The sequence below is a fragment of the Salegentibacter sediminis genome (assembly GCF_002078605.1).
In the GTDB taxonomy this organism is placed as follows: Bacteria; Bacteroidota; Bacteroidia; order Flavobacteriales; family Flavobacteriaceae; genus Salegentibacter; species Salegentibacter sediminis.
The window spans coordinates 146769-170713 of sequence record NZ_MSJR01000001.1; the positions used below are offsets into that span (position 1 = coordinate 146769).

Sequence of the window (23945 nt, forward strand, 5' to 3'; positions counted from 1 at the left end):
AAATGAAATTTATATTTTTAAGTATTCAAATTTTAATGACGTCTTAAGTCTTTTAAAAAAAATAGATCTATGTCCCCGAAATCTGTCGTAACTCTCCCAAAATCCCAGCGCTATTTCGCACTGGATATTCTTCGCGGAATGACCATCGCCCTAATGATCCTGGTAAACACCCCGGGCAGCTGGTCTCATATTTATGCACCATTCAGGCACGCCGCCTGGCACGGGTTTACCCCAACCGATCTGGTTTTTCCGGCTTTCCTTTTTGTAGTAGGAAATGCGATGAGTTTTAGCCTTAAAAAGTATGAAGCAAAATCGGAACAGGATTTCCTCAAAAAAGTATTTAAACGCAGTCTGCTAATTTTTGTGATAGGCCTGTTTTTAAGCGCATTTCCCTTTGTATATCGGGCAGGAGGGGAACTTGTTTTAAAAGACCTTAGCAATATGCGAATTATGGGAGTGCTGCAACGAATTGCTCTTTGTTATTTATTCGCATCGCTTATAATTCATTATTTTAAGCTTAAAAAATCCCTGATCATTGCCGCGATAATCCTTTTGGCTTATTGGGCGATAATGTGGTTTTTTGGCGATGCTCCCGATCCTTATGGCCTTAAGACTAATGCGGCCCTTAAATTTGACAGGATAATCTTCCCGGAAGAAAATCTCTGGAAAGGTTTTGGCTTCCCCTTTGATCCCGAAGGGCTTTTAAGCACCCTGCCGGCGATAGTAAACGTGATTTTTGGGTATGCCGCCGGGGTATTTATTCAGAAGTCGGGAAATATTATGAAGACCGTTTGGAAACTGGCAATTGCCGCGTTAGTCTTTATAGGAATTGCATTGACCTGGGATATTTATTTCCCAATTAATAAGGGAATCTGGACCAGTAGTTTTGTAATGTACAGCACGGGTTGGACGCTGCTCCTGCTTTCGATATTTATCGCGATTATTGAGGTTGCCGGATTTAAAAAATGGACCTATTTCTTTGAAGCCTTCGGAAAAAACCCCCTTTTTATATATGTAATGTCTGGGGTGGTGGTAATGCTAATGAGTGTAATTTACGTTAACGGCCGAGCCCTGAAGCCTTTGTTATACGAAAAATTTTACCTTAGCTGGCTTAACGATTATAATGCATCCTTGTTATTTGCCATTAGTTATATGGTGCTTATGTGGTTGCTTGGATACTGGCTGGATAAGCGAAAAATATATATTAAGGTGTAAACCTGGATCTGTAATTTAAAATTGAACTTTCAAAAAACATACTGCTTAGATGAAAATTAAAATCTCTCTCCTAATAATTGCAGCCTTCCTCCTGGGATCAAATATCCGGGCGCAGGAGGAAAAACCGCCATTTCTTAAATATCAGAACAGCAAGTGGGTTGATTCCATTATGGAAAACCTCACTCCTAATGAACGCATCGCCCAACTCATTATGGTTGCCGCTTATTCCAACCGTGGGCCTGAACATAAACAGGAGATTCTCAAACTAATAAGGGAACAAAAAATAGGTGGACTCATTTTTTTCCAGGGAGATGCAAGAACCCAGGTCAATCTTATGAATGATTACCAGTTGGTTTCTGAAGTTCCTCTGCTGGGAGCCATAGATGCTGAATGGGGCCTGGGAATGAGACTTGATAATACCATAAGTTATCCTTTCCAGATGGCACTTGGTGCTATTCAAAACGATAGTTTGATTTACGAGCTTGGGCAGGAAGTGGCCCGGCAGATTAAGCGAAGCGGACTGCACCTCAATTTTGCTCCCGTGGTAGATGTGAATAATAATCCTGATAACCCTGTGATCAATTTTAGATCTTTTGGGGAAAATAAGGAAAATGTTTCCCGTAAAGGGATCGCTTATATGCAGGGAATGCAGGATGCTAATTTGCTCACTACAGCAAAACACTTTCCCGGCCACGGAGATACCGATACCGATTCTCATTATGCACTTCCGCAGATAAATCACGCTTTTAATAGGCTGGATTCCCTGGAAATGCATCCCTTTAAAAAACTTATAGACGCCGGAATTGGCGGGGTTATGGTTGCACACCTCGATATACCAGCCCTAGACTCAACAGGGGTGCCTTCAACTTTATCTAAACCCATAATCACCGGAATTCTCAAGGAACGATTAGGCTTTGAAGGCCTGATCGTTACCGACGCGATGAACATGAAAGGAGTTACCGAAGGTAATGAGCCCGGGGTGGTAGATAAGGATGCTATTCTGGCTGGAAATGATCTGCTGGAATTTACCGAAGATGTGCCCAAAGCCATTGCCGAAATAAGAAAAGCCATAAATCAGGGGCTGATCACCCAGGCTGAAATCGATAAGCGGGTAAGAAAATTGCTTGCCGTAAAACAGTGGGTAGGCCTGGATCAATACAAAGCAATCCCGCTCAAGAATATAGATGAAGAGATCACCACCCTTGAAGCCGAATGGTTAAACCGAAAACTGGTTGAAGCCTCGCTGACCGTTCTTAGGAATGAAAATGATATTTTGCCGGTAAAAGAACTTGAGAAGGTGAAGATCGCTTCGGTTTCCTTTGGTGCTAAAAAAGAAAGCGTTTTCCAGGAAAGTCTGAGCCTTTATACCGATGTGAAACATTTCCAGGTGGGAATGGGTGCTAAAACTTCAGAAGTAAAGAAGATCTTTGAAGAGCTAAAGACCTTTGATCTAATAATTGCCGGGATTCACGACGATAGCCGTTTTCCCCGTAATACGATAAAATTTTCAAATGCGGTTCAAAATTTAATGGGGGAGATTTTTGAAGAACAGAACAGCATCGTCGCATACTTTAAAAACCCCTATTCTCTGGATAAACTTAAAGGGGTTGAAAATGCTTCAGGATTAATTCTTACTTACCAGGATAATGATATTAGCCAGGAACTTGCGGCGCAGCTTATTTTTGGCGGCGTGGGAGCCAATGGTCAATTACCGGTAAGTGTGGGTAAAAAGTTCAAATCGGGGGAAGGCCTCGAGGTAGAAGGGGGATTACGCCTTAAATACACCAGGCCTGAAGATGCCGGGATGAATTCTGAAACCCTGTATAATGGGATAGATTCCTTAATGCAGCAGGCTATGGATATGAAAGCCATACCAGGCGGCCAGATCCTGGTGGCCAGAAAGGGGAAAGTGGTTTTTCATAAAGCCTACGGCTTGCACGATTACAGTGACACTGTAAAGGTTAAAAAAACCGATTTGTACGATCTTGCCTCGGTGACGAAGGTATCTTCAGCATTACCTGCACTTATGAAACTTGCTGATGAAGGGAAATTTAATCTCGATGCGGGGATAGATACCTATCTGCCCTATTTCAGAAATTCGAATAAGGCGGGAGTACCTTTCAGGGAAATCCTGGCTCACCAGGCTCGTTTTAAGCCCTGGATTCCTTACTGGAAAAATACCCTGCGCAAGAACGGGAGCTATAGATGGAATACTTTTAAAAAGGATTCTTCAGCCAGGTACCCGGTGAAAGTGAGTGAAAACTTATGGTTGCACCGCAAATATCAAAAGAAGATGTTCAGGGCGATAAAAAAATCAGAGCTCGAAAAGGAAGCAAAATATAAATACTCAGGCCTGGCCTTTTATCTCCTGCCAGATATAGTAGAAAACATTACCGGAGAGGATTTCAGAAGTTATATAAATGAAAATTTTTATGATAAACTGGGGGCCACCACTTTAACCTATAAGCCTTTAGAAGAATTTAATTCAGATAGAATCGTGCCCACTGAGCACGATTATTTTTTCAGGCATAAACCTATACACGGAATGGTTCACGATGAGGGGGCGGTGATGATGGGTGGAATTTCGGCCAATGCCGGACTTTTTTCTACGGCTAATGATCTTGCCAAACTCATGCAGATGTATTTGAATATGGGGGAATATGCCGGAGTGCGTTATATTGAGGAAGACACCTTTAAAGAATGGACCAAAGCGCAGTTTCCTGAAAATGATAATCACCGGGGCCTGGGCTTCGATAAACCCTATCTCGAATATAAAGGAGAAAGTAGCAATACTGCAAAAGATGCCAGTAAGGCGAGCTTTGGCCACACCGGTTTTACAGGGATAATGGCCTGGATGGATCCGGAAGAAGACCTGCTTTATCTTTTTCTTTCTAACCGTGTTTTGCCTTCAAGAAGCAATACCAGATTGTACGCTTTAAATACCAGAACCAATATTCAACAGGTACTTTATGATGCAATAGAGAAATAAAAAGTATTTACGGTTTTACGGTAAAAAGTTAGTTTTTTTGGAATAGAAATACCAAAATAGAAGATAGGTATTAAGGAAATATTATATTTGAAAGAATTTTCCTTAAGTCCTCTTGACCTATATGAAAAAAAACCACACTTATTTTCTGCTTACCCTACTTTTTATTATTTCCACTCAGGCTTTTTCACAGCATTCAGTTCGCGGAAAGCTGATCGATGAAAACCTTCAGCCAGTGGCTTTCGCCAATGTTATTTTACTCAGCGCTCAGGATTCGGTTAGTGTTTATAAAGGAACCATTTCGGAAGAAAACGGGGTCTTTAAATTCCTGGATGTCGAAGAGGATGAATACCTGCTGAAAACCAGTTTTATAGGTTTTGAAGATCATCATGAAATAATCGAGGTTTCCAAAGATCTTGATCTTAACCGGATCGAAATTAAAGTTTCCTCTTCTGAACTCGATGAAGTAACCATACAAGCCCGGAAACCTACAATTAATCGCAGTATAGACCGTATTACTTTTGACGTGGAAAACTCTACGCTTTCCAGCGGAAATTCCTGGGATGTTCTTCGGCAAACTCCGGGAGTGATTCTAAATCAGGGTCAGCTTCAGGTTAGAAACGGCGCAGTTACAGTTTATATAAACGACCGAAAGGTGCAACTCAGCGCCGATGAACTCACAACTTTGCTTCAAACCTATTCCGCAGAGAATCTTAAATCGGTTGAGGTGATTACCAATCCTCCAGCGAGATATGATGCCGAAGGTGGCGCGGTTATCAATATTAACACTACCAAAGCTTTAAATCCGGGATATAAAGGAAGTCTGGAAGGGAATTACACCCAGGGAATTGTTCCAAAATATCAAATAGGGACCAGTCACTACTGGAAAGGAGAGAAGCTTAATTTTTTCGCTAATTACAGTTTTAGTCCACGAAAAGAGATCAAAAGGGATGAAAGCTATATTAATTTTATAAGTGCACAAAACGCCGGAAATTCCCGTTGGGAAACCGATTTTGAACGTATAACACGCTCCCAGGCACATAATGCCAATGTAATGTTGGATTATGATTTTGATGCGAAAAATAAACTGAGCTTTTCTTCTTCGATAATGGTTTCTCCTAACAAGACCTTTAACAACCAGGTTGAGACAGAAATAAGAAATGCCCAGCCGGAACAGCAGGTTAATTCCATGTTTCTATATACCGATAGCAACCTGGAGAATGATGAAAGTAACATAGCTTTAAACCTTGGTTACACTCACAGCATGGATAATGGCGGAAGTCTTTCTTCCAACTTGCATTATACCCGCTTTGATCAGGACCGAATGCAAATGGTGGAAACCGATTATTTTGATGCTGCCGGAGATCCTCTTCAGACCGTCTCGTTTAATACAGATGCCAAGCAGGAGATCGATATTGTAACAGCTCAACTGGATTTTACAAGTCCTCTCGGTAGTTCAAACTTTGAAGCCGGGGCAAAATTCTCAAATATAAACTCCGGCAGCGGAATTGTTTTTTCTAATGCTGAAAGCCTGGAAGACCTTTATGATGATCTTTCAGACGATTTTGAATATGACGAGATGGTTTATGCAGCTTATGCCAATATCTCTAAAGATTGGGAAAACTGGAGCATGCAGGCCGGTTTGCGAGGAGAATACACCGATCTTGAAGGGAATTCATTATCTATGGAGCAGGTGAATTCACAGGAATATTTCGAATTGTTTCCCACCGCTTACCTCCAGTACCGCGCTTCAGATGATCATAGTTTTACCCTTGATTACAGCCGCAGGATAGAGCGCCCAAAGTATGAAAGCCTGAATCCCTTCAGGTATTTCCTCAATGAAAACGATTATAACGCCGGAAACCCAAATTTAAGAGCGGCCATAAGCAATAACTTCAACTTTAATTATACGCTTAAGGGCTCGTATTTCTTTGATGTGTATTATCGCGATTATGGTAATTCACCCGCCACGCTGGCTTTTCAGAATAACGACAGGCAATTTATTAGAAGGGTGAGTATGAATTTGCTGGAGAATAAAACCTACGGGCTGGATATCACCCACGTGAGAATGTTAACCGGTTGGTGGTACTCTCAGTTGTATGCTTCCATTTTTCACGAAGAAAACCGTTTTGCCGCGCTCGAAAGTGAAATAGAGGCACATACCAATGAAGTTGACGGAGTTCTGGCGCAGCTGTATAATAGTTTTACCCTTTCTAAAGACGGCACCTTAACCGGTACGCTCACTTATTTGTATGTGTCAGATTATATGTCTGGCTCATATAATTTTGAACCTTTTTCCACTTTAAGCATCGGACTTCGGAAAACCCTTTGGAACAATCGTGCGGAGCTTAGCCTTAATGTGAACGATATTTTCGATCAAACCAACACCAGGTTAACTTCCCTATATGCCAATCAGGATAATTCGTTCTTTGCCCGAGAAGAAACCAGGTATGTAAGAATTGGTTTCAAATACAACTTCGGAAACTTCAGGTTAGAGGATAATAAGCGCAGTATCGATGCCGAGGAGCGGGATAGGCTGTAATTTAAATTATCATTTAAAAGAACTAATTATCTGAAAATTAGTGAAAAAAACTTCAAGCTATCCTTGGAAGTTTGGGGGCGTTCTTTTATTTCTTAATTTTGCAGCCCAAAATAAACCAACGTGGCTAAAATAGGAAACATAGATGTAGGAGACTTCCCGTTGCTGCTGGCACCGATGGAAGATGTGAGCGACCCGCCATTCAGGGCACTTTGTAAAGAACAGGGTGCCGATGTGGTTTACACTGAATTTATCTCTTCTGAAGGGCTTATTCGCGATGCTGCCAAAAGCACGATGAAGCTGGATATCTACGAGAAAGAGCGTCCTGTGGGCATACAGATCTTTGGGGCTAACCTGGAATCTATGCTACAATCGGTAGAGATCGTAGAGAAATCTAATCCCGATATAATTGATATTAACTTTGGTTGCCCCGTAAAAAAGGTGGTTTCAAAAGGCGCCGGCGCCGGTATTTTAAAGGATATAGACCTTATGGTTTCCTTAACCGAAGCTATGGTGAAACATACTCATTTACCCGTTACTGTAAAAACCCGCCTGGGTTGGGATAACGATTCTATCAAGATCGTTGAGGTTGCAGAAAGACTTCAGGATGTGGGCTGCCAGGCTATCTCTATTCACGGGCGTACCCGCGTGCAGATGTATAAAGGAGAAGCCAACTGGAAACCTATCGCCGAGGTTAAAAATAATTCCAGAATGCATATCCCGGTTTTTGGAAACGGCGATGTCGATTCTCCAGAGAAAGCGATGGAAATGCGCGATAAGTTTGGACTTGATGGCGCTATGATTGGCCGTGCAAGTATTGGTTACCCGTGGTTTTTTAGGGAAGTAAAACATTTCTTTGAAACCGGAGAACATATGGCTCCTCCTACTTTGGAAGAGCGTGTACAAGCGGCAAGACGCCACCTGCAAATGGCAATTGACTGGAAAGGAGAAAAACTTGGGGTTTTTGAAACCCGTCGTCATTATACCAATTATTTTAAAGGAATTCCGCACTTTAAGGAATACCGCATGAAAATGGTGACCAGCGATGATGCCGCCGATGTGTTTGCGGCTTTTGATGAGGTGGAAAAAGAATTTGCCGGCTACCAGTTCGTTTAAAATTTCAACTAAAATATTTAATGAGTCCTTTAATTTATTTCAGGGAGATGGCCGATAAGGCCTGAGGCTGAATCTATTTAGCCTGCAAAGCTTTTTTGCTTCTACCGGCAGCAATATAGGAGGCTCCAAAGCCTAAAATCCCAATGGTAAAGAACACTATAAGAATATTTTCAAGCTTTATAGCTACCGGATAAGGCAGGCTGGGAGTGATCATTACCAATTCGAACTGCATTTGCAGATAAATAAGGATTATAGCGAAAATCAATCCTAAAACCCCACCAAGTAAGGTCATTAGCATTCCCTGGGTAAAAAAGATCTGTTTTATTTGAGAAGTACTGGCGCCAAGGCTATAAAGGGTTTTAATGTTTTCCCGCTTGTCCAGAATCACCATAATAATTGAACCTACTACATTAAAAAGGGCAATAATCAGCACCAGGGTAAAGATGAGATAAACCGCGAGGTTTTCGGTATTCAGCATCTTATAGAGGGTTTCGTTTAGCTGCGCCCTGTTTTTCAGGATTACCCCGTCTTCAAAAACCGGGGTGATCTCCTTGCTGATATCTGATGGAATTATCCCGGGTTTTAATTTTATTTCCACCGCCGAATAAGTGTCCTCATCAAGATCTAACAGGTTTCTCGCAAGGCCTAGATTGGCAAAAACATATTTGCCGTCCAATTCTTCGTTGATGCTGTAAATCCCGCTGGTAATTACCTGTTGGGTATTAAAAGCGGCATCTGGATTGGCAAGACTTACCTGGCCTTTTCCGGGTTTTGGAACCCATAGTTTCAACAGCCTTTGATAGTTAAAAACGCTAAGCCCGAGTTTCCTGGAAATCGTATTCCCCACAACCACCTGTGCTTCACTATCGGTTAGCCAGCTACCGTTTACGATGGCGCTGTCTATTTGGTTGACCAGGCGGTAATTTTTATCTACGCCTTTGATATAAGCCCAGTCGTTCTTCTCGCGGTAATCCAGGAAAACCCGCTCCTCAATCACTTTAGTGAAAGTGGCTATGCCTTCAATTGCTGAAAGCTTTTCGGCCTGGGCTTCATCAAAATGAAATGTTTTTCCGCTTTGGGGCAGTACTTTAAGATCGGGGTCGAATTCATTGGAAAACTGAAGGCTGAAATCCTTCAATCCCGCAAATCCCGAAAGGACTATAAATAGAGAAAAGGCCCCCGCAAACACCCCAATGGCCGCAATAATCGTGATAATATTAATCGCGTTATTGCTGCTTTTGGTAAAAAGATAGCGCCTGGCGATGTACAGCGGAAACTTCAAATTAAGATTTTTTCCTTTTATCCAGTAAATCAGGATTGGAGATAGGATTTTCGTCTCCTTTAATAGATTTTTCTATGTTTTCTATATACTCCAGCGAATCGTCTATAAAATAAGAGATCTCCGGCATCTTGCGCAGCTGATTTCTGGTGCGTTGTGCCAGTTCGTGTTTTATCTTTGGCTTAGCCGTATTTATCTCCTCCAGGATCTCCTGGGCGAATTTCGTTGGAAAGATGCTGAGGTAAGCCTTGGCGATAGATAGGTCTGTAGTGACCTTTACCTTGGAAACCGAAATCAGAATTCCCGTTCTTCCCGCTTCCCTAAGGTTATTCTGAAGGATATCTGCTAAATCCTTTTGTAAAACCCCGCCTATTTTCTTTTGTCTGTTTGTTTCCATACTGCAAAAATAGCTAATTAAAAATTCCCGAACTTTGGTTTTATGAAAATACCCATTTCCTTTGCTGAAAACAAAAAGAATGGCCATCTCTTCCCGATAATCACCGGGATGATATAAACAAAACTAAAGCATTGAATTATAATTTTTTGTGCAGATGAAAAAAATTGAACATATAGGCATTGCCGTAAAAGACCTTGAGGCAGCCAATGCCACCTATAAAGCCTTGCTAAAAAGCGAGCCTTACAAAACCGAAACCGTGGAAAGTGAAGGCGTAAGCACCTCATTTTTTAAAACCGGCGAAAGCAAGATAGAGCTGCTGGCCGCCACGAAGCCCGACAGCCCCGTTGCCAAATTCATAGAAAAACGAGGGGAAGGCATTCACCACATCGCCTTTGCCGTAGACGATATTGAAGCCGAGATTAAGCGGTTGGAAGCCGAAGGTTTTCAACTGCTGAATAAAAGTCCTAAACCCGGTGCCGACAATAAGCTGGTGGCTTTTCTACACCCTAAAAGTTCACATGGGGTATTAGTAGAACTTTGTATGGAAAAAAATCAGCGCGGAGAGAAGGAAAAAAGCAAGTAAGGAAATTGCGTTAAGTCTTGCAGAGATTGAAAATATGTGCTAATATTGCACTCCTAAAATTCGGGTATTTTAATAATATCGGGATTGGTCCTATAGCTCAGCTGGTTAGAGCACTTGACTCATAATCAAGGGGTCCCTGGTTCGAGCCCAGGTGGGACCACAGAAAACCTCGCTTTTTGCGGGGTTTTTTTATGGCTTGTTTTGAGCGAATTTTTGTCTAATTATTTTTGATTACTTGTTCGATCCCGGAGCCTGTCCAGATGTAATGGGGATGAAACCACCAACGAATATCTAGCTTTCAGCCAACCAGAGCTATCGCAGTTTTTTCTCTATGTTATTCCTACTGAAGGATTTAAACCTTCTTCGAGAAAACTTCAAAATCTACCACTTTTGTGGTATTTCAGGATTTGTTTTTGCGCTTTACCTTAGCAACTTTAATAATGGGAGATAAGTAGGCAGGGATCCTCCAGGAAGTTTGGGTAGGGCATAGCTTCCGGGAGATATGTTTGGGGCATAAAAGTAAAATTTGGTCCAGCCTAAATTTGTTTTCCCAATTAAGGAAAAAACCTTCAGAGTATTTCTGAAGGTTTTTCTATTTAGTAACTTCTGATGGATTTTCTATATTAGCATCCTTATCCTCTCAAAGCCAGCAAAGAATGCAAAGCGACCTGCAAAAAATTTCTGATCACTGGGCCAGGGCATATTCCTGCAAACTAAACGGAACCGAATCTTTTAAGCTTTCCGAAGAATTCAAAAGACTAATTGCGCTTACCACTCCTGGAAATTCCTATTCCTATATCGTAAATCTTCTGGATATGAGCCTGGAATATTTATCGGATTCCGCTTCGATTTTTATAGGAAAAGCTCTTGAAAATATTCAATTACAGGATTTGATGCAAAATATACTGCCTTCAGAAGTGGAGAAGATCAAACTTAAAAGTCAGGTTATTAGTCAGTTTTATACTCAATTTTTGAATAAGCAGGAGGGATTGGATTATAAGAACATCTTTTCCTATCGTATGCAGGATGCGGCGGGTTGTATTAGAACGATGTTATACCAGGCCATACCTCTTAGCCTTTCAGAAACAGGAACTCCGGCTTATGTTTTATGTATCCAAACCGATGTGTCTCATCTAAAGATCACTGGCAGTAATGCGGTTAGTTTCCTGCACATAAATGGAGGGCCATCTTATTTTAATGTAGATTCAGCCACGGCCAGTTTTGATCCTGCCAATTGTGATAGCCAAAATTTTAATGAACTGTTTACAGAAAGGGAAAAGCAAATCATCAATAAATTTACCCAGGGCCTAAATGCAAGGCAAATTGCAGAGGAAATGCATCTCTCTATCCATACGGTGAAAACCCATAGAAGAAATATTCTTCAAAAAAGCGGGTGCAATAACACCACTGAGCTAGTTGCTAAATGTCTCTCATCAGGGATTATTTCCCCGGGATTGCAGTAAACGCCCTTTTTTTATTTTACCATCGGGCATTTTATTTACTGAATTCCATTTTTTGTAAAGAATGCGATAACTGATATGTCTAAATAATTTTTCAGCAGTTTAGCCTATTAACGCTTTGTTTTTATCATCCAACCTTTTATAGAGAGGTAAGGTTTTTCTATTCAAATCCATCATTTTCATCTTCAGAAAGATAATGAGCCTTTTAATAAGCCACCTGAAATTGTACTAACATCTTACTGGAATCGTATTGTGATGTTCCGGGTAAATTGTGTTTATAATCATTGATTACGCCTACAAGCGATAATTTAGCATCATAACTTCCGGCAAATACCAGGCTTAACATAGGGACATAAGTATTAATCTCATCATCTTCAACAGCAGTATTTTTGTCCAGATATTCCTGTCTGAAACTTAATTCCAGGGCCCGGAGCCGGGGAGCCTGAAGTCGATATTGCAAACTGTAGAGGAAATAAAAACCTTCCATCGTGTAATTGTCAAGGTTGGGGAGAGGGTCTTCAGAGAGGCGGAAAGCCTCAAAATTAGTCCCTTTTTTATATTCGGCATTGATATCAAGGTCGAACCTGTTTCCCAGGGCTTGCTGGAGCTGCCCGTCGATACCATAAGCCCTGGCTTTTTGCCCATGATAACTGGCTTTGCCGCCATTCAGTCCAATTTTCAATACAGGAAGAGGCATGTATTCCAGGCGCAATGTTAAATTTTTGGAGCTGTCATTATCGCTGATTATGTTTTTATTATTACCATTATAAACCGTAAGGTAGTAGGAAAAAATATTTGATTTTAGGGATCCAAAAGCAGCAGCTCCTATTTGAAAACTTTGCCAGCCGTTGCGGCCAAAAAGGGAATACTGCCTGGACCAGGCATAGGAATTATCAAGCTGGAAAGGATGCAGATCTTCCAGCCCAAAAAATGGCCTGAACTGGCCAAACCTTAATTTGAGAAAAGAATTATGATAGTAAGTTATAAAGGCATTTTCCAGTACTTTTCCGCTTACTTGCTCCTTTTTGAAATCAGCCAGATTCACCATAAGGGAAGTCGAAATCCTGTCATTAATAAAGAAAGTGGTAGATAAACGCGCGTATTGCATTTCAAAGGAGTTGCTTACAACATCCTCATCGGTGTAGTGCTGCCCCAGGTAATCTATATTTTTGTTTAATGAGGTTGTATATCTGCCTACGACCAGGGCATTCAATTTAAATTTTCTTTTATAAAAGGAGTAGTCTTCAATCAGGCTATCATTTTGTGCAAATCCATTTAAATTACTCAGAAGCACAAAAATTATGGTAAATATTGAAATACTGTAGTTTGAACAGCTTTTCATAGCGGTAAAATTCAGATTAGTAGAAAGGGGATATTTTTTTGTAAAGATAGGTATATGCCGGAGCCAAAAAATTGATCCTAATCAGGTTCAGGATCATTTTAATTTTTAGAATTGTCATTAATTTAGTCTGGAATTTTGGTAGGGATCCGGGGCTAAAATTCTGTATAATTTACTCCCTCAAAAGACTTTTTCAAAAAGCCTCCTCAACTACAACGTTTTCGCTGATAGCAAGGGTTTCCAGCGCATTCTCGCTCTTATGTAAGCAAGTGAAATATGACCGTCGTCATATTTTTAGGCTAGGAGTAAGGGTACCTTTAGTTACTTTCTGAAACCAATTTTTTTTGTATGAAGATTATAAGGAAAGTAGAGTACTCTTTTATAACCTCTTAAAGCAACAACCATGAAAAATTTATTGATTCCCTTCGACTTTTCTGATGTTTCCATGAATGCCCTGGAGTATGCCATTAAATTTGGAGCCAGGTGTGAGAAAGCTACCATCAATCTGCTCTACATTTCTAAATCAAAACTGGAAAAGGATAAAGAAAATGAGTTAAAAAACAAATTTGAAGAATTGCTGAAAAAGCATCAGGGAGCAGGTAAACCCGCTTTAGGCTACCATTTTCGCATCGGAAATTTTACGGATGCTGTAGTTGATATTCATAAATCTCTGAAGATTGATCTTGTAATAATGGGTACCAGTGGTGCCGAGGAAGGAGCAGAGTCTCCGGTGACCAGAACCTCCAGGTTTGTGTTGGAAGCCGATTTGCCTGTATTAGTAATACCTGTAAGCCATAGGTACTTTAAACTGGACAAGATTTTGCTGGCCCTGGGAGAAGATGTGATGCATGATACGTCTACACTAAACTTGTTGCTGGATGTTTCCAGTAGATCTAATGCAGAGGTGGATGTGCTTACGGTAAGCCGTACTCCGGAAAGCACAGGATATTCTGAGGCCGATGAAAAGAATGAGAACACCCTGCAGTACTATCTTGAAATGTTCTATTCACACCATAGCTTTGCAGAAAATGAAGATATTCTGCAAGGAATTGACGAGTATATTAAAAAACATGACGTCGATCTCCTGGCTATAATGCCTAAAACCCATTCCAAAACCAGTTCTCCTTCAAAAGGGAAATTAACCAGGGAAGTGACCTTAAAAAGTGAAATCCCTGTCCTGGTGTTGGATTAATCCTGTAAAAAGATGTACCTGCTTTTAGCTATCCTCGCGATTACCATAGTGTTATTTGTCTGGGATAAATACCCTCCAGATGTAGTAGCCCTAATGTCTATGCTGGCCCTTTTCCTTTTTGGGATTCTGGACCTTTCTGAGACTTTAAGTGGGTTTAGTAATCCTACGGTAATAATGATTGCAGCTTTGTTCATTATTGGAGAAGGGCTTTCCAGAACCGGGTGGACTGCCCTCGCCGGTCGTAAGTTTGTTAAACTTGCAAAAAAAAGCAACAATAAATTACTTGTCCTTATTACACTCGGCTCCGGATTGCTTTCAGGGGTAGTGAGCAACACCGGAGCCGTAGCCGCCCTTATGCCTATGACGGTCTCGGCGGCCTGGACGGCCGGAACCCTGCCTTCAAAATTACTTATCCCATTGGCTTACGGCTCCAATACCGGTGGCCTACTTACCTTAACAGGTACGCCCCCAAATATCATTGTGAGTGATACCCTCATTCAAAATGGTATGGATGGGTTTTCCTTCTTTGAATTCAGCCTCATAGGTGTGCCTTTGCTTATTGTTACCTTATTGTACTTTAGGTACATAGGGCAAAAACTTTTGCCTGCCAGGGAAAGTAAAGACAGGCCTATAAACATCGATTCTGAAATGCATAAATGGATTGAAGAGTACAGTATAGGACATAATTTATACCGTTTGAGGATTAGGTCCATGTCCCCCCTCCTCAATACCAGGATTGTAGACTGGAACCTCGAAGAGAAATATGGGGTATCTATTGTAAGGCTTAGACGAAGACATCCAAAACCTTTTAAAAGACATTCCAGGTTTGTAGAGATCCCGGTGCAGAAAACGAAACTGCTGTATCACGATGTTATTACTGTAAAAGGAAGCACAGAAGCTGTAGATAAGCTAATCCTGGACTTTAATCTTGTTATCATTCCCAATGATAAAGAGCTTAAGGAGGAGTTAATAAATCTGGAAGTGGGAATGGCTCAAATGGTGGTTACCCCCAGTTCACGTCTTGTGGGGCAAACCGTGGCCTTGGGGACTTACCTGGAACAAACCGGTATTCAATTACTTGGAGTCTCCCGCGCCAATAAACCCTACAAGGAAAACAAAATAAAGATACAGTCGGGTGATAGTTTTGTGGTACGGGGTTCCTGGAAGAATATAGATAACCTGAAAGCCATTCATGAAAATTTGGTAATTGTTGGTAGCCCCGAGGCTATGAGCAAAGATGTGGATATGCTTGGTTATAGATCTTTTATCGCCATGGGGGCCCTTTTGTTGCTTATATTGCTGCTGGTCTTTGATGTGATGCCGGGATCTGTAGCGGCTTTAATATGTGCAGGAATCGTGATGCTTACTGGTTGTGTTCCTATATCCAAGGCTTACAGCGGTATAAGCTGGACCAGTGTGGTGATGATTGCCGCAATGATCCCGATGGGGCTGGCTTTACAAAAAACCGGTCTGGCACAAATAGCTGCCAATGGGTTGGTGAACTCCCTGGGGGCCATTCACCCTACGGCTCTTCTTGCCGGGATATTTCTGGTGACTTCCCTTTTTAGTCAGGCTATCAGTAATTCGGCAACGGCAATTCTTATGGCTCCAATTACCTTATATGCTTCTAACAAGCTGGGATTATCAGTAGAGCCTTTTTTGATGGTGGTTGCCGTAAGCGCCTCTACCGCCTGCTTAACCCCTGTTGCGACCCCAACTAATGCCATGGTGATGACAGCCGGGAATTACAAATTTGCAGATTACTTTAAAGTTGGAGCTCCCCTTCTTTTATTGCTTTTCATTACTAGCATTATCCTGGTGCCATTAATATGGCCCTATTAATATGACTAAATCTAAAATTATGGAAACACAAGTCAAAAATTTCGATGCCAAGCTTTTAAAAAATTACGGATTAAAAGACACTGTAGCCCACCGCAACCTTTCCGGAGAAGAGTTACAGAGGATCACCGTAGAAAGTAATTGGGGTGTAGAAACAGAAAACGGCACCTTAGCTGTTAATACAGGGAAATTCACAGGGCGATCCCCACAAGATCGTTTTATAGTAAAAGATGATTACACAAACGACAAAGTATGGTGGGGCAAAGTTAATAAGCCTATTTCTCCTGAGAACTTTGATCATCTTTATGATAGAGTGACTGCTTACCTTAGCGGAAAAGAGGTCTACGTCCATGATGGTTATGTTGGTGCTTACCCCGAATACCGGCTCAATGTACGTACTATTGCGGAGTATTCCTGGTCTGCCTTCTTTGTAAAAAACATGTTTCTTCGTCTCGAGGAGGAGGAGCTTGAAGATTTCAGGGAAGATTGGTTGGTAATTTGCGCTCCCGGTTATGTGGAGCAGGATCCTGAGAGCTATGGTTTAAGGCAGGGAAATTTCAGCATACTTAACTTCAGCAGAAAAATTGCCCTAATAGGGGGATCGGCTTATACAGGTGAAATGAAAAAAGGCATTTTCTCTGCGCTTAACCTCATTTTGCCGGTCGAAAAAGATGTATTGCCCATGCATTGTTCGGCTAATGTTGGAAAAGATGGAGATACTGCAATATTCTTCGGACTTTCGGGCACCGGAAAAACCACCCTTTCTGCAGATCCTGCACGTAGGCTTATTGGGGATGATGAACATGGCTGGACTGCTCAAAACATCATCTTTAATTTTGAAGGCGGGTGCTATGCCAAAGTTATAGACCTTAATGAAGAAAAAGAACCGGATATTTACAGGGCGATTAAACCCGGGGCTATGCTGGAAAACATAATCTTTAAGAATAACAGCAGGGAGGTAGATTTTGAGGACAGCAGTATTACCCAGAATACCCGGGTGAGCTATCCCATAGATCATATTGAAAACATTCAGCAAGCTTCCTTTGCAGAAAATCCTACCAATATCTTTTTCCTTACCTGTGATGCTTTTGGGGTGCTTCCCCCGGTTTCCAGACTTACTCCCGGGCAGGCTGCCTATCATTTTATTTCGGGATATACTGCAAAGGTAGCCGGAACAGAAGCTGGCATCCATGAGCCCGTGCCCTCTTTCTCTGCCTGTTTTGGAGAACCTTTTATGCCGTTGCACCCAACTGTTTATGGAGAAATGCTAAGTAAAAAAATGACAGAAGCAAATGTAAAGGTTTGGCTTATAAATACCGGCTGGAGCGGCGGCCCTTATGGAATAGGCTCCAGGATTAAACTCAAATTTACCCGTGCAATGATCTCGGCGATTCTCGAGGGGAAACTCGATGATATGGATTTTAAAGTTCATCCCATATTTGGTCTTCATATGCCTGTTTCGTGCCCCGGGGTTCCTTCAGAGACGCTTGATCCTATAAATACCTGGGAAAACAAGGGAGCTTATATTCAAAAGGCAATACAGCTGGCCCACTCATTTCATTTGAATTTCGAAAAATTTGCAGGGGAGGCTTCCCAGCAGATCCTCGCAGGAGGCCCGCTCATTGATGAGCACCACCACCTGGAAGAACATTTTTAAATCAGGGAGAAAAATGCCTATTTAAACAGCAATTTTTAAAAGCTTTGGATATCCATTTAGAGATATCCGAAGCTTTTCTCCCTATGGAGAGGAAAACGCAATGAAGATAGAAATGATTTTGATATTACCTTTCACCGACTTAAATAAAAATTTTACCGACTTTTTTTGAAAATCAGCAGCTTAAGCTGTAAGTTTACTCTTGTTGAGTTTGAGCTTAATCGCGGAGGAAAAACTTTAAGGTTTGTATTTTAAGATGAGCCGGTTTACCCAGGTACTTTTTACTTTAGGTTTGTTGACGGGATCCCCAAGTTCCTGTTTTTTTAAAAGCATTACCCCATTAACTTTTTTTTGTGATTCCAGGGAATGTATTACATTACGCACGTCTATGAGGGTAAATTATAAATACGGTATAATATTTTCAGCCTTCCTGCTGTTCTTTTCCCTTGAGGTGTTCACACAAACCAGTCCTCCTCAGCCTCAAATGAGCCAGAATAAGGGCCACGGTCCTCCATGTGCGCCAAAAGGTGATGGAAGTGACGGGTTCCCTAATCCGCCACCACCCGGGCTTTGTCTTCCTATAGACGATTATATTCCCTATCTGCTAGTAGGAGGAATGCTTATTGGCCTTATTTATACCAGCCAAAAAGTAGCTAAGCCTGGCGGAGTTCATTAAGACGTTTCACGTATTTCCCAATAACATCAAATTCCAGGTTCACCCTGTCACCTTCTTTAAGGTTTTTAAAGGTAGTTTGCTCAAAGGTATAAGGGATAATAGCTACGCTGAATTCATTCATTTTTGAATTCACCACCGTTAGACTTACTCCGTTAACGGTAATAGAGCCTTTTTCTATGGTGACATTTTGCAGGGTGGGGTCATACTCAAAAGTGAATTCCCAGCTGCCTTCTTTTTCGAGTACCTGTTTACAAACAGCTGTTTGGTCTACATGGCCCTGCACGATATGTCCGTCCAGGCGGGCACCGAGTTTCATGCCTCGTTCCAGGTTAACAGGCGCACCTACTTTAAGATCACCCAGATTGGATTTTTCCTGGGTTTCCTGGATAGCGGTTACTGTGTATTCGTCACCTTCTATATTTACTACCGTTAAGCAAACCCCGTTATGGGCTACACTTTGGTCTACTTTTAATTCTGAAGTCATTTGAGCCTTCACTTTTATATGCAGGTTGCCATTCTCGCGGTTTAGTGCGGTGACCTTACCTGTTTCTTCAATGATTCCGGTAAACATGTTGTATAATATTGGTTACATTTGTGTTGTAAAAATAGAAATAAAAAGCCGGGAAGGATATGAAACACGCTGAAAAGGTAAAATTAGGAATTAGCATAGGAGACCTCAATGGAATTGGTGGCGAGATAGTCCTTAAAACCTTTGATGACTCCCGGATGCTTGATTTTTGTACGCCGGTTATTTTTGCGAATACCAAAACCCTGAATTTTATAAAGAAACATTTCAGGCTCTCCCTTAAATTCCAGGGTATTGATGAACCCTCTAAAGCCATAGACGGAAAGATTAACGTTTTAAATGTTTGGAAGGAAAACGTAAATATAAATTTTGGCCAGGAAGATCCTAAAGTTGGAGAGTATGCATTTAAGTCTCTGGAAGCAGCCACGGCTGCACTAAAGGCAAACGATATAGATGTATTGGTTACAGCGCCTATCAACAAGCATTCTATACAGAGCGATAAATTTAATTTCCCCGGTCATACCGATTATCTGGCGCAGGAGCTCCAGGGCGAAAGTCTTATGTTTATGATAAGCGATGAGCTTCGGGTAGGACTTTTTACCGATCACGTAGCCCTTAAGGATATTGCCAATGTCATCACACCTGAACTTATTGAGAAAAAAATAAGTTTAATCCAGAATAGTTTGAAACAGGATTTCAGAATATCAAAACCAAAGCTTGCGGTGCTGGGAATAAATCCCCATAGTGGGGACCAGGGAGTTATAGGTAAGGAAGATGAAGAAATAATGAAGCCTACCCTGGAGAAATTGCGGGATAAAGGGGAGCTGGTTTACGGCCCATATTCTGCCGATAGCTTTTTCGGGTCTAAAAATTACAAGAATTTTGATGCGGTAATCGCCTCTTATCATGACCAGGGACTTATCCCTTTTAAAACCCTTTCCTTCGGAAACGGGGTGAATTATACCGCTGGATTAAGCAAGGTGCGTACCTCCCCCGATCACGGTACCGCTTTTGAAATTGCAGGGAAAGGAGAGGCAGATATCAATTCGTTTAAAGAGGCTGTCTTTAAGGGAATAGAGATCTTTAATTGTCGTGAAGAATACGCCGAACTCACCCGGAATCCGCTTAAAAAACAACGCAAAAAGATATAAACAAAAAATTGTTTATAAATCATCGTTAATTTATTAATTTTTATATCTTTGCACCCGCCTTATCCTGAGGGAGTAGGCGCTCGAAACTGATGATGAAATGAGGAAACTAGCTGAGTATACAATCCCTTATGTGGGGTTAAAGCTGGGGAAACACCGGTTTGAGTACGAGATAGATAACACGTTCTTTGAACATTTTGGGTACGAAGAATTTAATGATGCCAGGCTTAAGGTAGATTTGTTGTTTGAGAAAAAAACAACAATGATGGAGCTAAGCTTTAGCGTGAGTGGAACCGTGAATGTAAATTGCGACCTCACCAACGAGCCCTACGACCAACCTATAGAAGGGGAGTTGTTTCTGGTAATTAAATTCGGCGATGAGTATAACGATGATAATGAAGACCTGCTTATTTTGCCTCACGGAGAATATGAGGTGAATGTACAGCAGTATATTTATGAACTTGTCGTGCTCTCTGTACCTTTAAAGAAAGTTCATCCGGGCGTGGAAGACGGTACGTTGAAATCTGAAGTACTTGATAAACTGGACGAGTTCAGCTTAAAAGAAAAGAAGAAAGAAGAGGAACAAACAGATCCTCGATGGGATAAATTAAAAAACTTATTAAACGATAAATAATAGCAAGCCATGGCACATCCAAAGAGAAAAATCTCTAAAACAAGAAGAGATAAAAGAAGGACACATTATAAAGCTTCGGTACCTAAAATTGCTACCGATCCTACTACAGGCGAAGCGCATTTGTACCACAGAGCACACTGGCACGAAGGTAAACTGTACTACCGCGGTCAGGTTTTGATTGACAACACCGAAGAAGTTGAAGCTTAATATATTAGAGCTTCCTTGATTTTAGAAACTCTCACCTTGTGGGAGTTTTTTGTTTTAAGTTGAATAAGTCCTAAAAAGACCTTAATTTGCACCCCCGTTAAAGTAATTTTTAGTACATTTCTTTAGCGGCTTCTGCCAAAAATGGTGAGGAAAGGTGTTTAATTTTGATGTGTATGAATAAGATCACAGCTGCTATTACCGCTGTGGGTGCCTACGTGCCCGAAGACGTTTTGACCAACAAAATGCTGGAAGAAATGGTCGATACCAATGATGAATGGATAACTTCCAGAACCGGCATCAAAGAGCGCCGAATCCTTAAAGATCCTGATAAAGGAACTTCTTACCTTGGCATCCAGGCCGCAAAAAATTTAATTGAAAAATCGAATTTGGATCCTGCTGAAATTGATGTAGTGATACTCGCTACAGCAACTCCAGATATGCCGGTGGCGGCATCTGCGGTGCACGTCGCAACACAGATTGGGGCAGTGAACGCCTTTGGATACGACCTCCAGGCAGCCTGTTCAGGATTTTTATATGCTATGTCTACGGCATCAGCTTATATCGAAGCTGGCCGATACAAAAAAGTACTGGTTATAGGAGCCGATAAAATGTCTTCTATAATCGATTATACCGACAGGACTACCTGTATTATCTTTGGGGATGGAGCCGGAGCGGTTCTTATGGAACCTAATGACGAAGGATTCGGACTTCAGGATGAGATCCTAAGAAGTGATTCCATAGGACGTGCATCTCTAAATATAGAAGCCGGTGGTTCTTTAATGCCACCTACCGAGCAAACCGTTGCCAAAAAACTACATTTTGTAAGGCAGGATGGAAAAACCGTTTTTAAATTTGCGGTTTCCAATATGGCTGGCGTTAGTGAGCAAATCATGAAACGCAACCACTTAACCAACGACGATGTTGACTGGCTGGTAGCTCACCAGGCCAATAAGCGTATTGTGGGGGCAACAGCAAATCGCATGAATCTTGAAGATGAAAAGGTTCTTATGAATATTGAACGCTATGGAAATACTACATCGGCTACTTTGCCTTTGTTACTTAGCGACTACGAGAAAAATTTTAAAAAAGGAGATAATATTATTTTCGCTTCATTTGGAGGAGGTTTCACCTGGGGAGCCACTTTCCTGAAATGGGCTTATAATTCTTAAAAAAACCAACACCCTATCATTATGGATTTAAAAGAAATTCAGAATTTAATCAAGTTTGTAGCCAAGTCTGGCGCCAGCGAGGTGAAACTGGAAACGGGCGATGTGAAGATCACCATCAAAACAGGCTCAGACGAAAAAGAAACCACCATTGTTCAGCAAGTGCCAATGGGCAATCAAATGCCGCAACAAATGCCGGTGCAGCAACAAGCTCCCGCTCCAGCACAGGAGAACGCTCCTGCACCTGCAACCGAAGAGAAAAAGCCTTCAGAAGAAGACAACTCAAAGTATGTTACTATTAAGTCACCTATTATTGGAACTTTCTACCGCAAACCTTCGCCCGATAAACCAACTTTTGTAGAAGTTGGAGACTCTATTAAAGAAGGAGATGTACTGTGCGTTATTGAAGCGATGAAACTCTTTAACGAAATTGAGAGCGAAGTTTCAGGAAAAATAGTGAAGGTCCTTGTTGACGATGCTTCTCCCGTAGAGTTCGATCAGCCGTTATTTTTAGTAGATCCATCATAAATTACTACCCATTTAGCCTAAGGGAGTTTTCCCAGGGTCAAAAAAACAATAGGTATGTTTAAAAAAATATTAATTGCCAACAGGGGCGAAATTGCACTGCGCATCCTTCGTACCTGTAAAGAAATGGGAATTAGCACCGTTGCGGTTTATTCTACTGCAGATGCTGAAAGCCTTCACGTAAGGTTTGCCGACGAGGCCGTATGTATTGGCCCTCCGCCGAGTAACCTTTCCTATCTTAAGATATCTAATATTATTGCTGCTGCCGAGATCACCAATGCAGATGCTATTCATCCAGGTTATGGATTTTTATCTGAAAATGCTAAGTTCTCCAAGATCTGTGAAGAACACGACATTAAATTCATCGGCGCCTCAGCCGATATGATTAGCAAAATGGGAGATAAGGCCACGGCCAAAGCCACTATGAAAGCTGCGGGTGTACCCTGTGTGCCTGGGTCTGAAGGTATTCTTGAAGACTATGAAGACTGTCTTAAAACAGCAAAAGAAATTGGTTTTCCCGTTATGCTGAAAGCTACTGCCGGTGGTGGTGGTAAAGGGATGCGTGCCGTTTGGAAAGAAGAAGATTTACAAAACGCCTGGGATTCTGCTCGTCAGGAATCAAGCGCTGCTTTTGGAAACGATGGGATGTATATGGAAAAACTCATTGAAGAGCCACGCCATATCGAGATCCAGATCGTAGGCGACAGCAGTGGAAAAGCCTGTCACCTATCTGAAAGAGATTGTTCGGTACAACGCCGTCATCAGAAATTAACCGAAGAAACCCCTTCCCCGTTTATGACCGATAGCCTTCGGAAGAAAATGGGAGAAGCTGCAGTTAAAGCGGCAGAATATATAAAATACGAAGGAGCGGGAACTATAGAGTTTTTGGTGGATAAACACCGTAATTTCTACTTTATGGAAATGAACACCCGTATCCAGGTGGAGCACCCTATTACAGAACAGGTGATAGATTACGATCTTATCAGGGAGCAAATTCTGGTGGCGTCGGGAGTGCCTATTTCAGGGAAAAATTATTTCCCGCAGCTACATTCTATTGAATGCCGTATCAATGCTGAAGACCCGTATAACGGCTTCAGGCCTTCCCCAGGGAAGATCACCAATCTCCATGCCCCGGGTGGCCACGGAGTACGAATCGATACTCACGTTTACAGCGGATATATAATTCCGCCAAATTACGATTCTATGATCGCCAAGCTTATCACCACGGCCCAAACCAGGGAAGAAGCGATAAGTAAGATGAAAAGAGCTCTTGATGAGTTTGTGATTGAAGGTGTTAAAACCACCATCCCTTTTCACAGGCAGCTAATGGATCATCCCGATTATATTGAAGGAAATTATACCACCAAGTTCATGGAAGATTTCAAAATGAAACCTATGGAGGAATAAGCGGGAATCTTTTCTGCTTAAAGATACGACCCCACAGTTTTTGAGCTGTGGGGTTTT

Annotated in this window: 20 protein-coding genes and 1 tRNA gene; 17 read left to right on the plus strand and 4 right to left on the minus strand. The window is 41.6% G+C overall.

The annotated features are described in order from the left end of the window. Window positions 1-69: 69 nt before the first annotated feature. The 4 genes from BUW93_RS00700 to dusB all read left to right on the plus strand — a co-directional run bounded on the left by BUW93_RS00700 (window position 70) and on the right by dusB (window position 7856). Window positions 70-1215, plus strand: coding sequence for an acyltransferase family protein (locus BUW93_RS00700; protein WP_081208227.1), 1146 nt, complete (start codon window positions 70-72; stop codon window positions 1213-1215). A gap of 49 nt (window positions 1216-1264) precedes the next feature. After that, window positions 1265-4204, plus strand: coding sequence for a glycoside hydrolase family 3 N-terminal domain-containing protein (locus tag BUW93_RS00705; protein ID WP_081208229.1), 2940 nt, complete (start codon window positions 1265-1267; stop codon window positions 4202-4204). Window positions 4205-4325: 121 nt separating this feature from the next. After that, entirely contained in the window at window positions 4326-6743 is a 2418-nt protein-coding gene (locus tag BUW93_RS00710; RefSeq protein ID WP_081208231.1) for an outer membrane beta-barrel family protein, read from the plus strand. A 120-nt stretch (window positions 6744-6863) separates the two neighbouring features. Then, entirely contained in the window at window positions 6864-7856 is a 993-nt protein-coding gene (dusB, locus tag BUW93_RS00715) for a tRNA dihydrouridine synthase DusB (RefSeq protein WP_081208233.1), read from the plus strand. A gap of 73 nt (window positions 7857-7929) precedes the next feature. Here the strand turns inward: dusB and BUW93_RS00720 are convergent, their stop codons facing one another. Together BUW93_RS00720 and rbfA are read right to left on the minus strand one after the other, a co-directional pair. After that, window positions 7930-9138: an ABC transporter permease gene (locus tag BUW93_RS00720; protein ID WP_081208235.1), complete on the minus strand. Its 1209-nt coding sequence runs from the start codon at window positions 9136-9138 to the stop codon at window positions 7930-7932. A gap of 1 nt (window position 9139) precedes the next feature. Then, on the minus strand, window positions 9140-9532 hold the full coding sequence (gene rbfA, locus BUW93_RS00725) for a 30S ribosome-binding factor RbfA (RefSeq protein ID WP_081209472.1): 393 nt from the start codon (window positions 9530-9532) through the stop codon (window positions 9140-9142). 154 nt (window positions 9533-9686) lie between these two features. Between rbfA and mce the strand changes: the two genes are divergently transcribed. The 3 genes from mce (at window position 9687) to BUW93_RS00740 (ending at window position 11578) form a co-directional block, all read left to right on the plus strand. Next, window positions 9687-10115 (plus strand): methylmalonyl-CoA epimerase, encoded by a 429-nt coding sequence (mce, locus tag BUW93_RS00730; RefSeq protein WP_081208237.1) that lies wholly within the window; start codon window positions 9687-9689, stop codon window positions 10113-10115. An 86-nt stretch (window positions 10116-10201) separates the two neighbouring features. Next, a tRNA-Ile gene (locus BUW93_RS00735) sits at window positions 10202-10275 on the plus strand. Window positions 10276-10771: 496 nt separating this feature from the next. After that, window positions 10772-11578, plus strand: a complete 807-nt coding sequence (locus BUW93_RS00740; protein WP_081208239.1) for a response regulator transcription factor — start codon at window positions 10772-10774, stop codon at window positions 11576-11578. Window positions 11579-11780: 202 nt separating this feature from the next. On the opposite strand, the gene BUW93_RS00745 is transcribed toward BUW93_RS00740, so the two are convergent. Next, entirely contained in the window at window positions 11781-12917 is a 1137-nt protein-coding gene (locus BUW93_RS00745) for a porin (RefSeq protein WP_081208241.1), read from the minus strand. Between the two features lie 400 nt (window positions 12918-13317). Here BUW93_RS00745 and BUW93_RS00750 point away from each other — a divergent pair, with 400 nt between their 5' ends. The 4 genes from BUW93_RS00750 to BUW93_RS00765 all read left to right on the plus strand — a co-directional run bounded on the left by BUW93_RS00750 (window position 13318) and on the right by BUW93_RS00765 (window position 18275). Further along, window positions 13318-14106, plus strand: coding sequence for a universal stress protein (locus tag BUW93_RS00750; RefSeq protein ID WP_081208243.1), 789 nt, complete (start codon window positions 13318-13320; stop codon window positions 14104-14106). Window positions 14107-14118: 12 nt separating this feature from the next. After that, window positions 14119-15948, plus strand: a complete 1830-nt coding sequence (locus tag BUW93_RS00755; protein ID WP_081208245.1) for an SLC13 family permease — start codon at window positions 14119-14121, stop codon at window positions 15946-15948. 19 nt (window positions 15949-15967) lie between these two features. Further along, the gene (gene pckA / locus BUW93_RS00760) at window positions 15968-17602 is read left to right on the plus strand and encodes a phosphoenolpyruvate carboxykinase (ATP) (protein ID WP_081209473.1); all 1635 of its coding nucleotides are present in this window, start codon (window positions 15968-15970) and stop codon (window positions 17600-17602) included. 385 nt (window positions 17603-17987) lie between these two features. Next, the gene (locus BUW93_RS00765; RefSeq protein WP_081208247.1) at window positions 17988-18275 is read left to right on the plus strand and encodes a hypothetical protein; all 288 of its coding nucleotides are present in this window, start codon (window positions 17988-17990) and stop codon (window positions 18273-18275) included. Here the strand turns inward: BUW93_RS00765 and BUW93_RS00770 are convergent. Beyond that, window positions 18253-18846, minus strand: coding sequence for a riboflavin synthase (locus BUW93_RS00770; RefSeq protein WP_081208249.1), 594 nt, complete (start codon window positions 18844-18846; stop codon window positions 18253-18255). The two genes, BUW93_RS00765 and BUW93_RS00770, sit on opposite strands and share 23 nt — an antisense overlap. A 59-nt stretch (window positions 18847-18905) precedes the next feature. Here BUW93_RS00770 and pdxA point away from each other — a divergent pair, with 59 nt between their 5' ends. From pdxA to accC, 6 genes are all read left to right on the plus strand, one after another. Beyond that, window positions 18906-19952, plus strand: a complete 1047-nt coding sequence (pdxA, locus tag BUW93_RS00775) for a 4-hydroxythreonine-4-phosphate dehydrogenase PdxA (protein WP_081208250.1) — start codon at window positions 18906-18908, stop codon at window positions 19950-19952. A gap of 97 nt (window positions 19953-20049) precedes the next feature. Further along, window positions 20050-20583, plus strand: coding sequence for a YceD family protein (locus BUW93_RS00780; RefSeq protein ID WP_081208251.1), 534 nt, complete (start codon window positions 20050-20052; stop codon window positions 20581-20583). A 9-nt stretch (window positions 20584-20592) separates the two neighbouring features. Continuing rightward, complete coding sequence (rpmF, locus tag BUW93_RS00785; RefSeq protein ID WP_081208252.1) at window positions 20593-20790, plus strand: 50S ribosomal protein L32; 198 nt, start codon at window positions 20593-20595, stop codon at window positions 20788-20790. A 173-nt stretch (window positions 20791-20963) separates the two neighbouring features. Then, a complete protein-coding gene (locus BUW93_RS00790; RefSeq protein ID WP_081208253.1) occupies window positions 20964-21959 on the plus strand; it encodes a beta-ketoacyl-ACP synthase III in 996 nt (331 codons plus the stop codon). A gap of 21 nt (window positions 21960-21980) precedes the next feature. Beyond that, entirely contained in the window at window positions 21981-22484 is a 504-nt protein-coding gene (gene accB, locus BUW93_RS00795) for an acetyl-CoA carboxylase biotin carboxyl carrier protein (protein ID WP_081208254.1), read from the plus strand. 54 nt (window positions 22485-22538) lie between these two features. Further along, window positions 22539-23888, plus strand: a complete 1350-nt coding sequence (gene accC / locus BUW93_RS00800; RefSeq protein ID WP_081208255.1) for an acetyl-CoA carboxylase biotin carboxylase subunit — start codon at window positions 22539-22541, stop codon at window positions 23886-23888. Window positions 23889-23945: the final 57 nt, after the last annotated feature.

Bases quoted from the DNA above. Each gene is read 5' to 3' on its own strand.
- pckA (WP_081209473.1), top strand. From the start codon at position 15,968: ATGGAAACACAAGTCAAAAATTTCGATGCCAAGCTTTTAAAAAATTAC.
- BUW93_RS00705 (WP_081208229.1), top strand. From the start codon at position 1,265: ATGAAAATTAAAATCTCTCTCCTAATAATTGCAGCCTTCCTCCTGGGA.
- BUW93_RS00790 (WP_081208253.1), top strand. From the start codon at position 20,964: ATGAATAAGATCACAGCTGCTATTACCGCTGTGGGTGCCTACGTGCCC.
- pdxA (WP_081208250.1), top strand. From the start codon at position 18,906: ATGAAACACGCTGAAAAGGTAAAATTAGGAATTAGCATAGGAGACCTC.
- accC (WP_081208255.1), top strand. From the start codon at position 22,539: ATGTTTAAAAAAATATTAATTGCCAACAGGGGCGAAATTGCACTGCGC.
- accB (WP_081208254.1), top strand. From the start codon at position 21,981: ATGGATTTAAAAGAAATTCAGAATTTAATCAAGTTTGTAGCCAAGTCT.
- BUW93_RS00745 (WP_081208241.1), bottom strand. From the start codon at position 12,917: ATGAAAAGCTGTTCAAACTACAGTATTTCAATATTTACCATAATTTTT.
- BUW93_RS00765 (WP_081208247.1), top strand. From the start codon at position 17,988: ATGAGGGTAAATTATAAATACGGTATAATATTTTCAGCCTTCCTGCTG.
- BUW93_RS00780 (WP_081208251.1), top strand. From the start codon at position 20,050: ATGAGGAAACTAGCTGAGTATACAATCCCTTATGTGGGGTTAAAGCTG.
- rpmF (WP_081208252.1), top strand. From the start codon at position 20,593: ATGGCACATCCAAAGAGAAAAATCTCTAAAACAAGAAGAGATAAAAGA.
- BUW93_RS00755 (WP_081208245.1), top strand. From the start codon at position 14,119: ATGTACCTGCTTTTAGCTATCCTCGCGATTACCATAGTGTTATTTGTC.
- BUW93_RS00770 (WP_081208249.1), bottom strand. From the start codon at position 18,846: ATGTTTACCGGAATCATTGAAGAAACAGGTAAGGTCACCGCACTAAAC.
- BUW93_RS00740 (WP_081208239.1), top strand. From the start codon at position 10,772: ATGCAAAGCGACCTGCAAAAAATTTCTGATCACTGGGCCAGGGCATAT.
- BUW93_RS00700 (WP_081208227.1), top strand. From the start codon at position 70: ATGTCCCCGAAATCTGTCGTAACTCTCCCAAAATCCCAGCGCTATTTC.
- BUW93_RS00750 (WP_081208243.1), top strand. From the start codon at position 13,318: ATGAAAAATTTATTGATTCCCTTCGACTTTTCTGATGTTTCCATGAAT.
- rbfA (WP_081209472.1), bottom strand. From the start codon at position 9,532: ATGGAAACAAACAGACAAAAGAAAATAGGCGGGGTTTTACAAAAGGAT.
- mce (WP_081208237.1), top strand. From the start codon at position 9,687: ATGAAAAAAATTGAACATATAGGCATTGCCGTAAAAGACCTTGAGGCA.
- BUW93_RS00710 (WP_081208231.1), top strand. From the start codon at position 4,326: ATGAAAAAAAACCACACTTATTTTCTGCTTACCCTACTTTTTATTATT.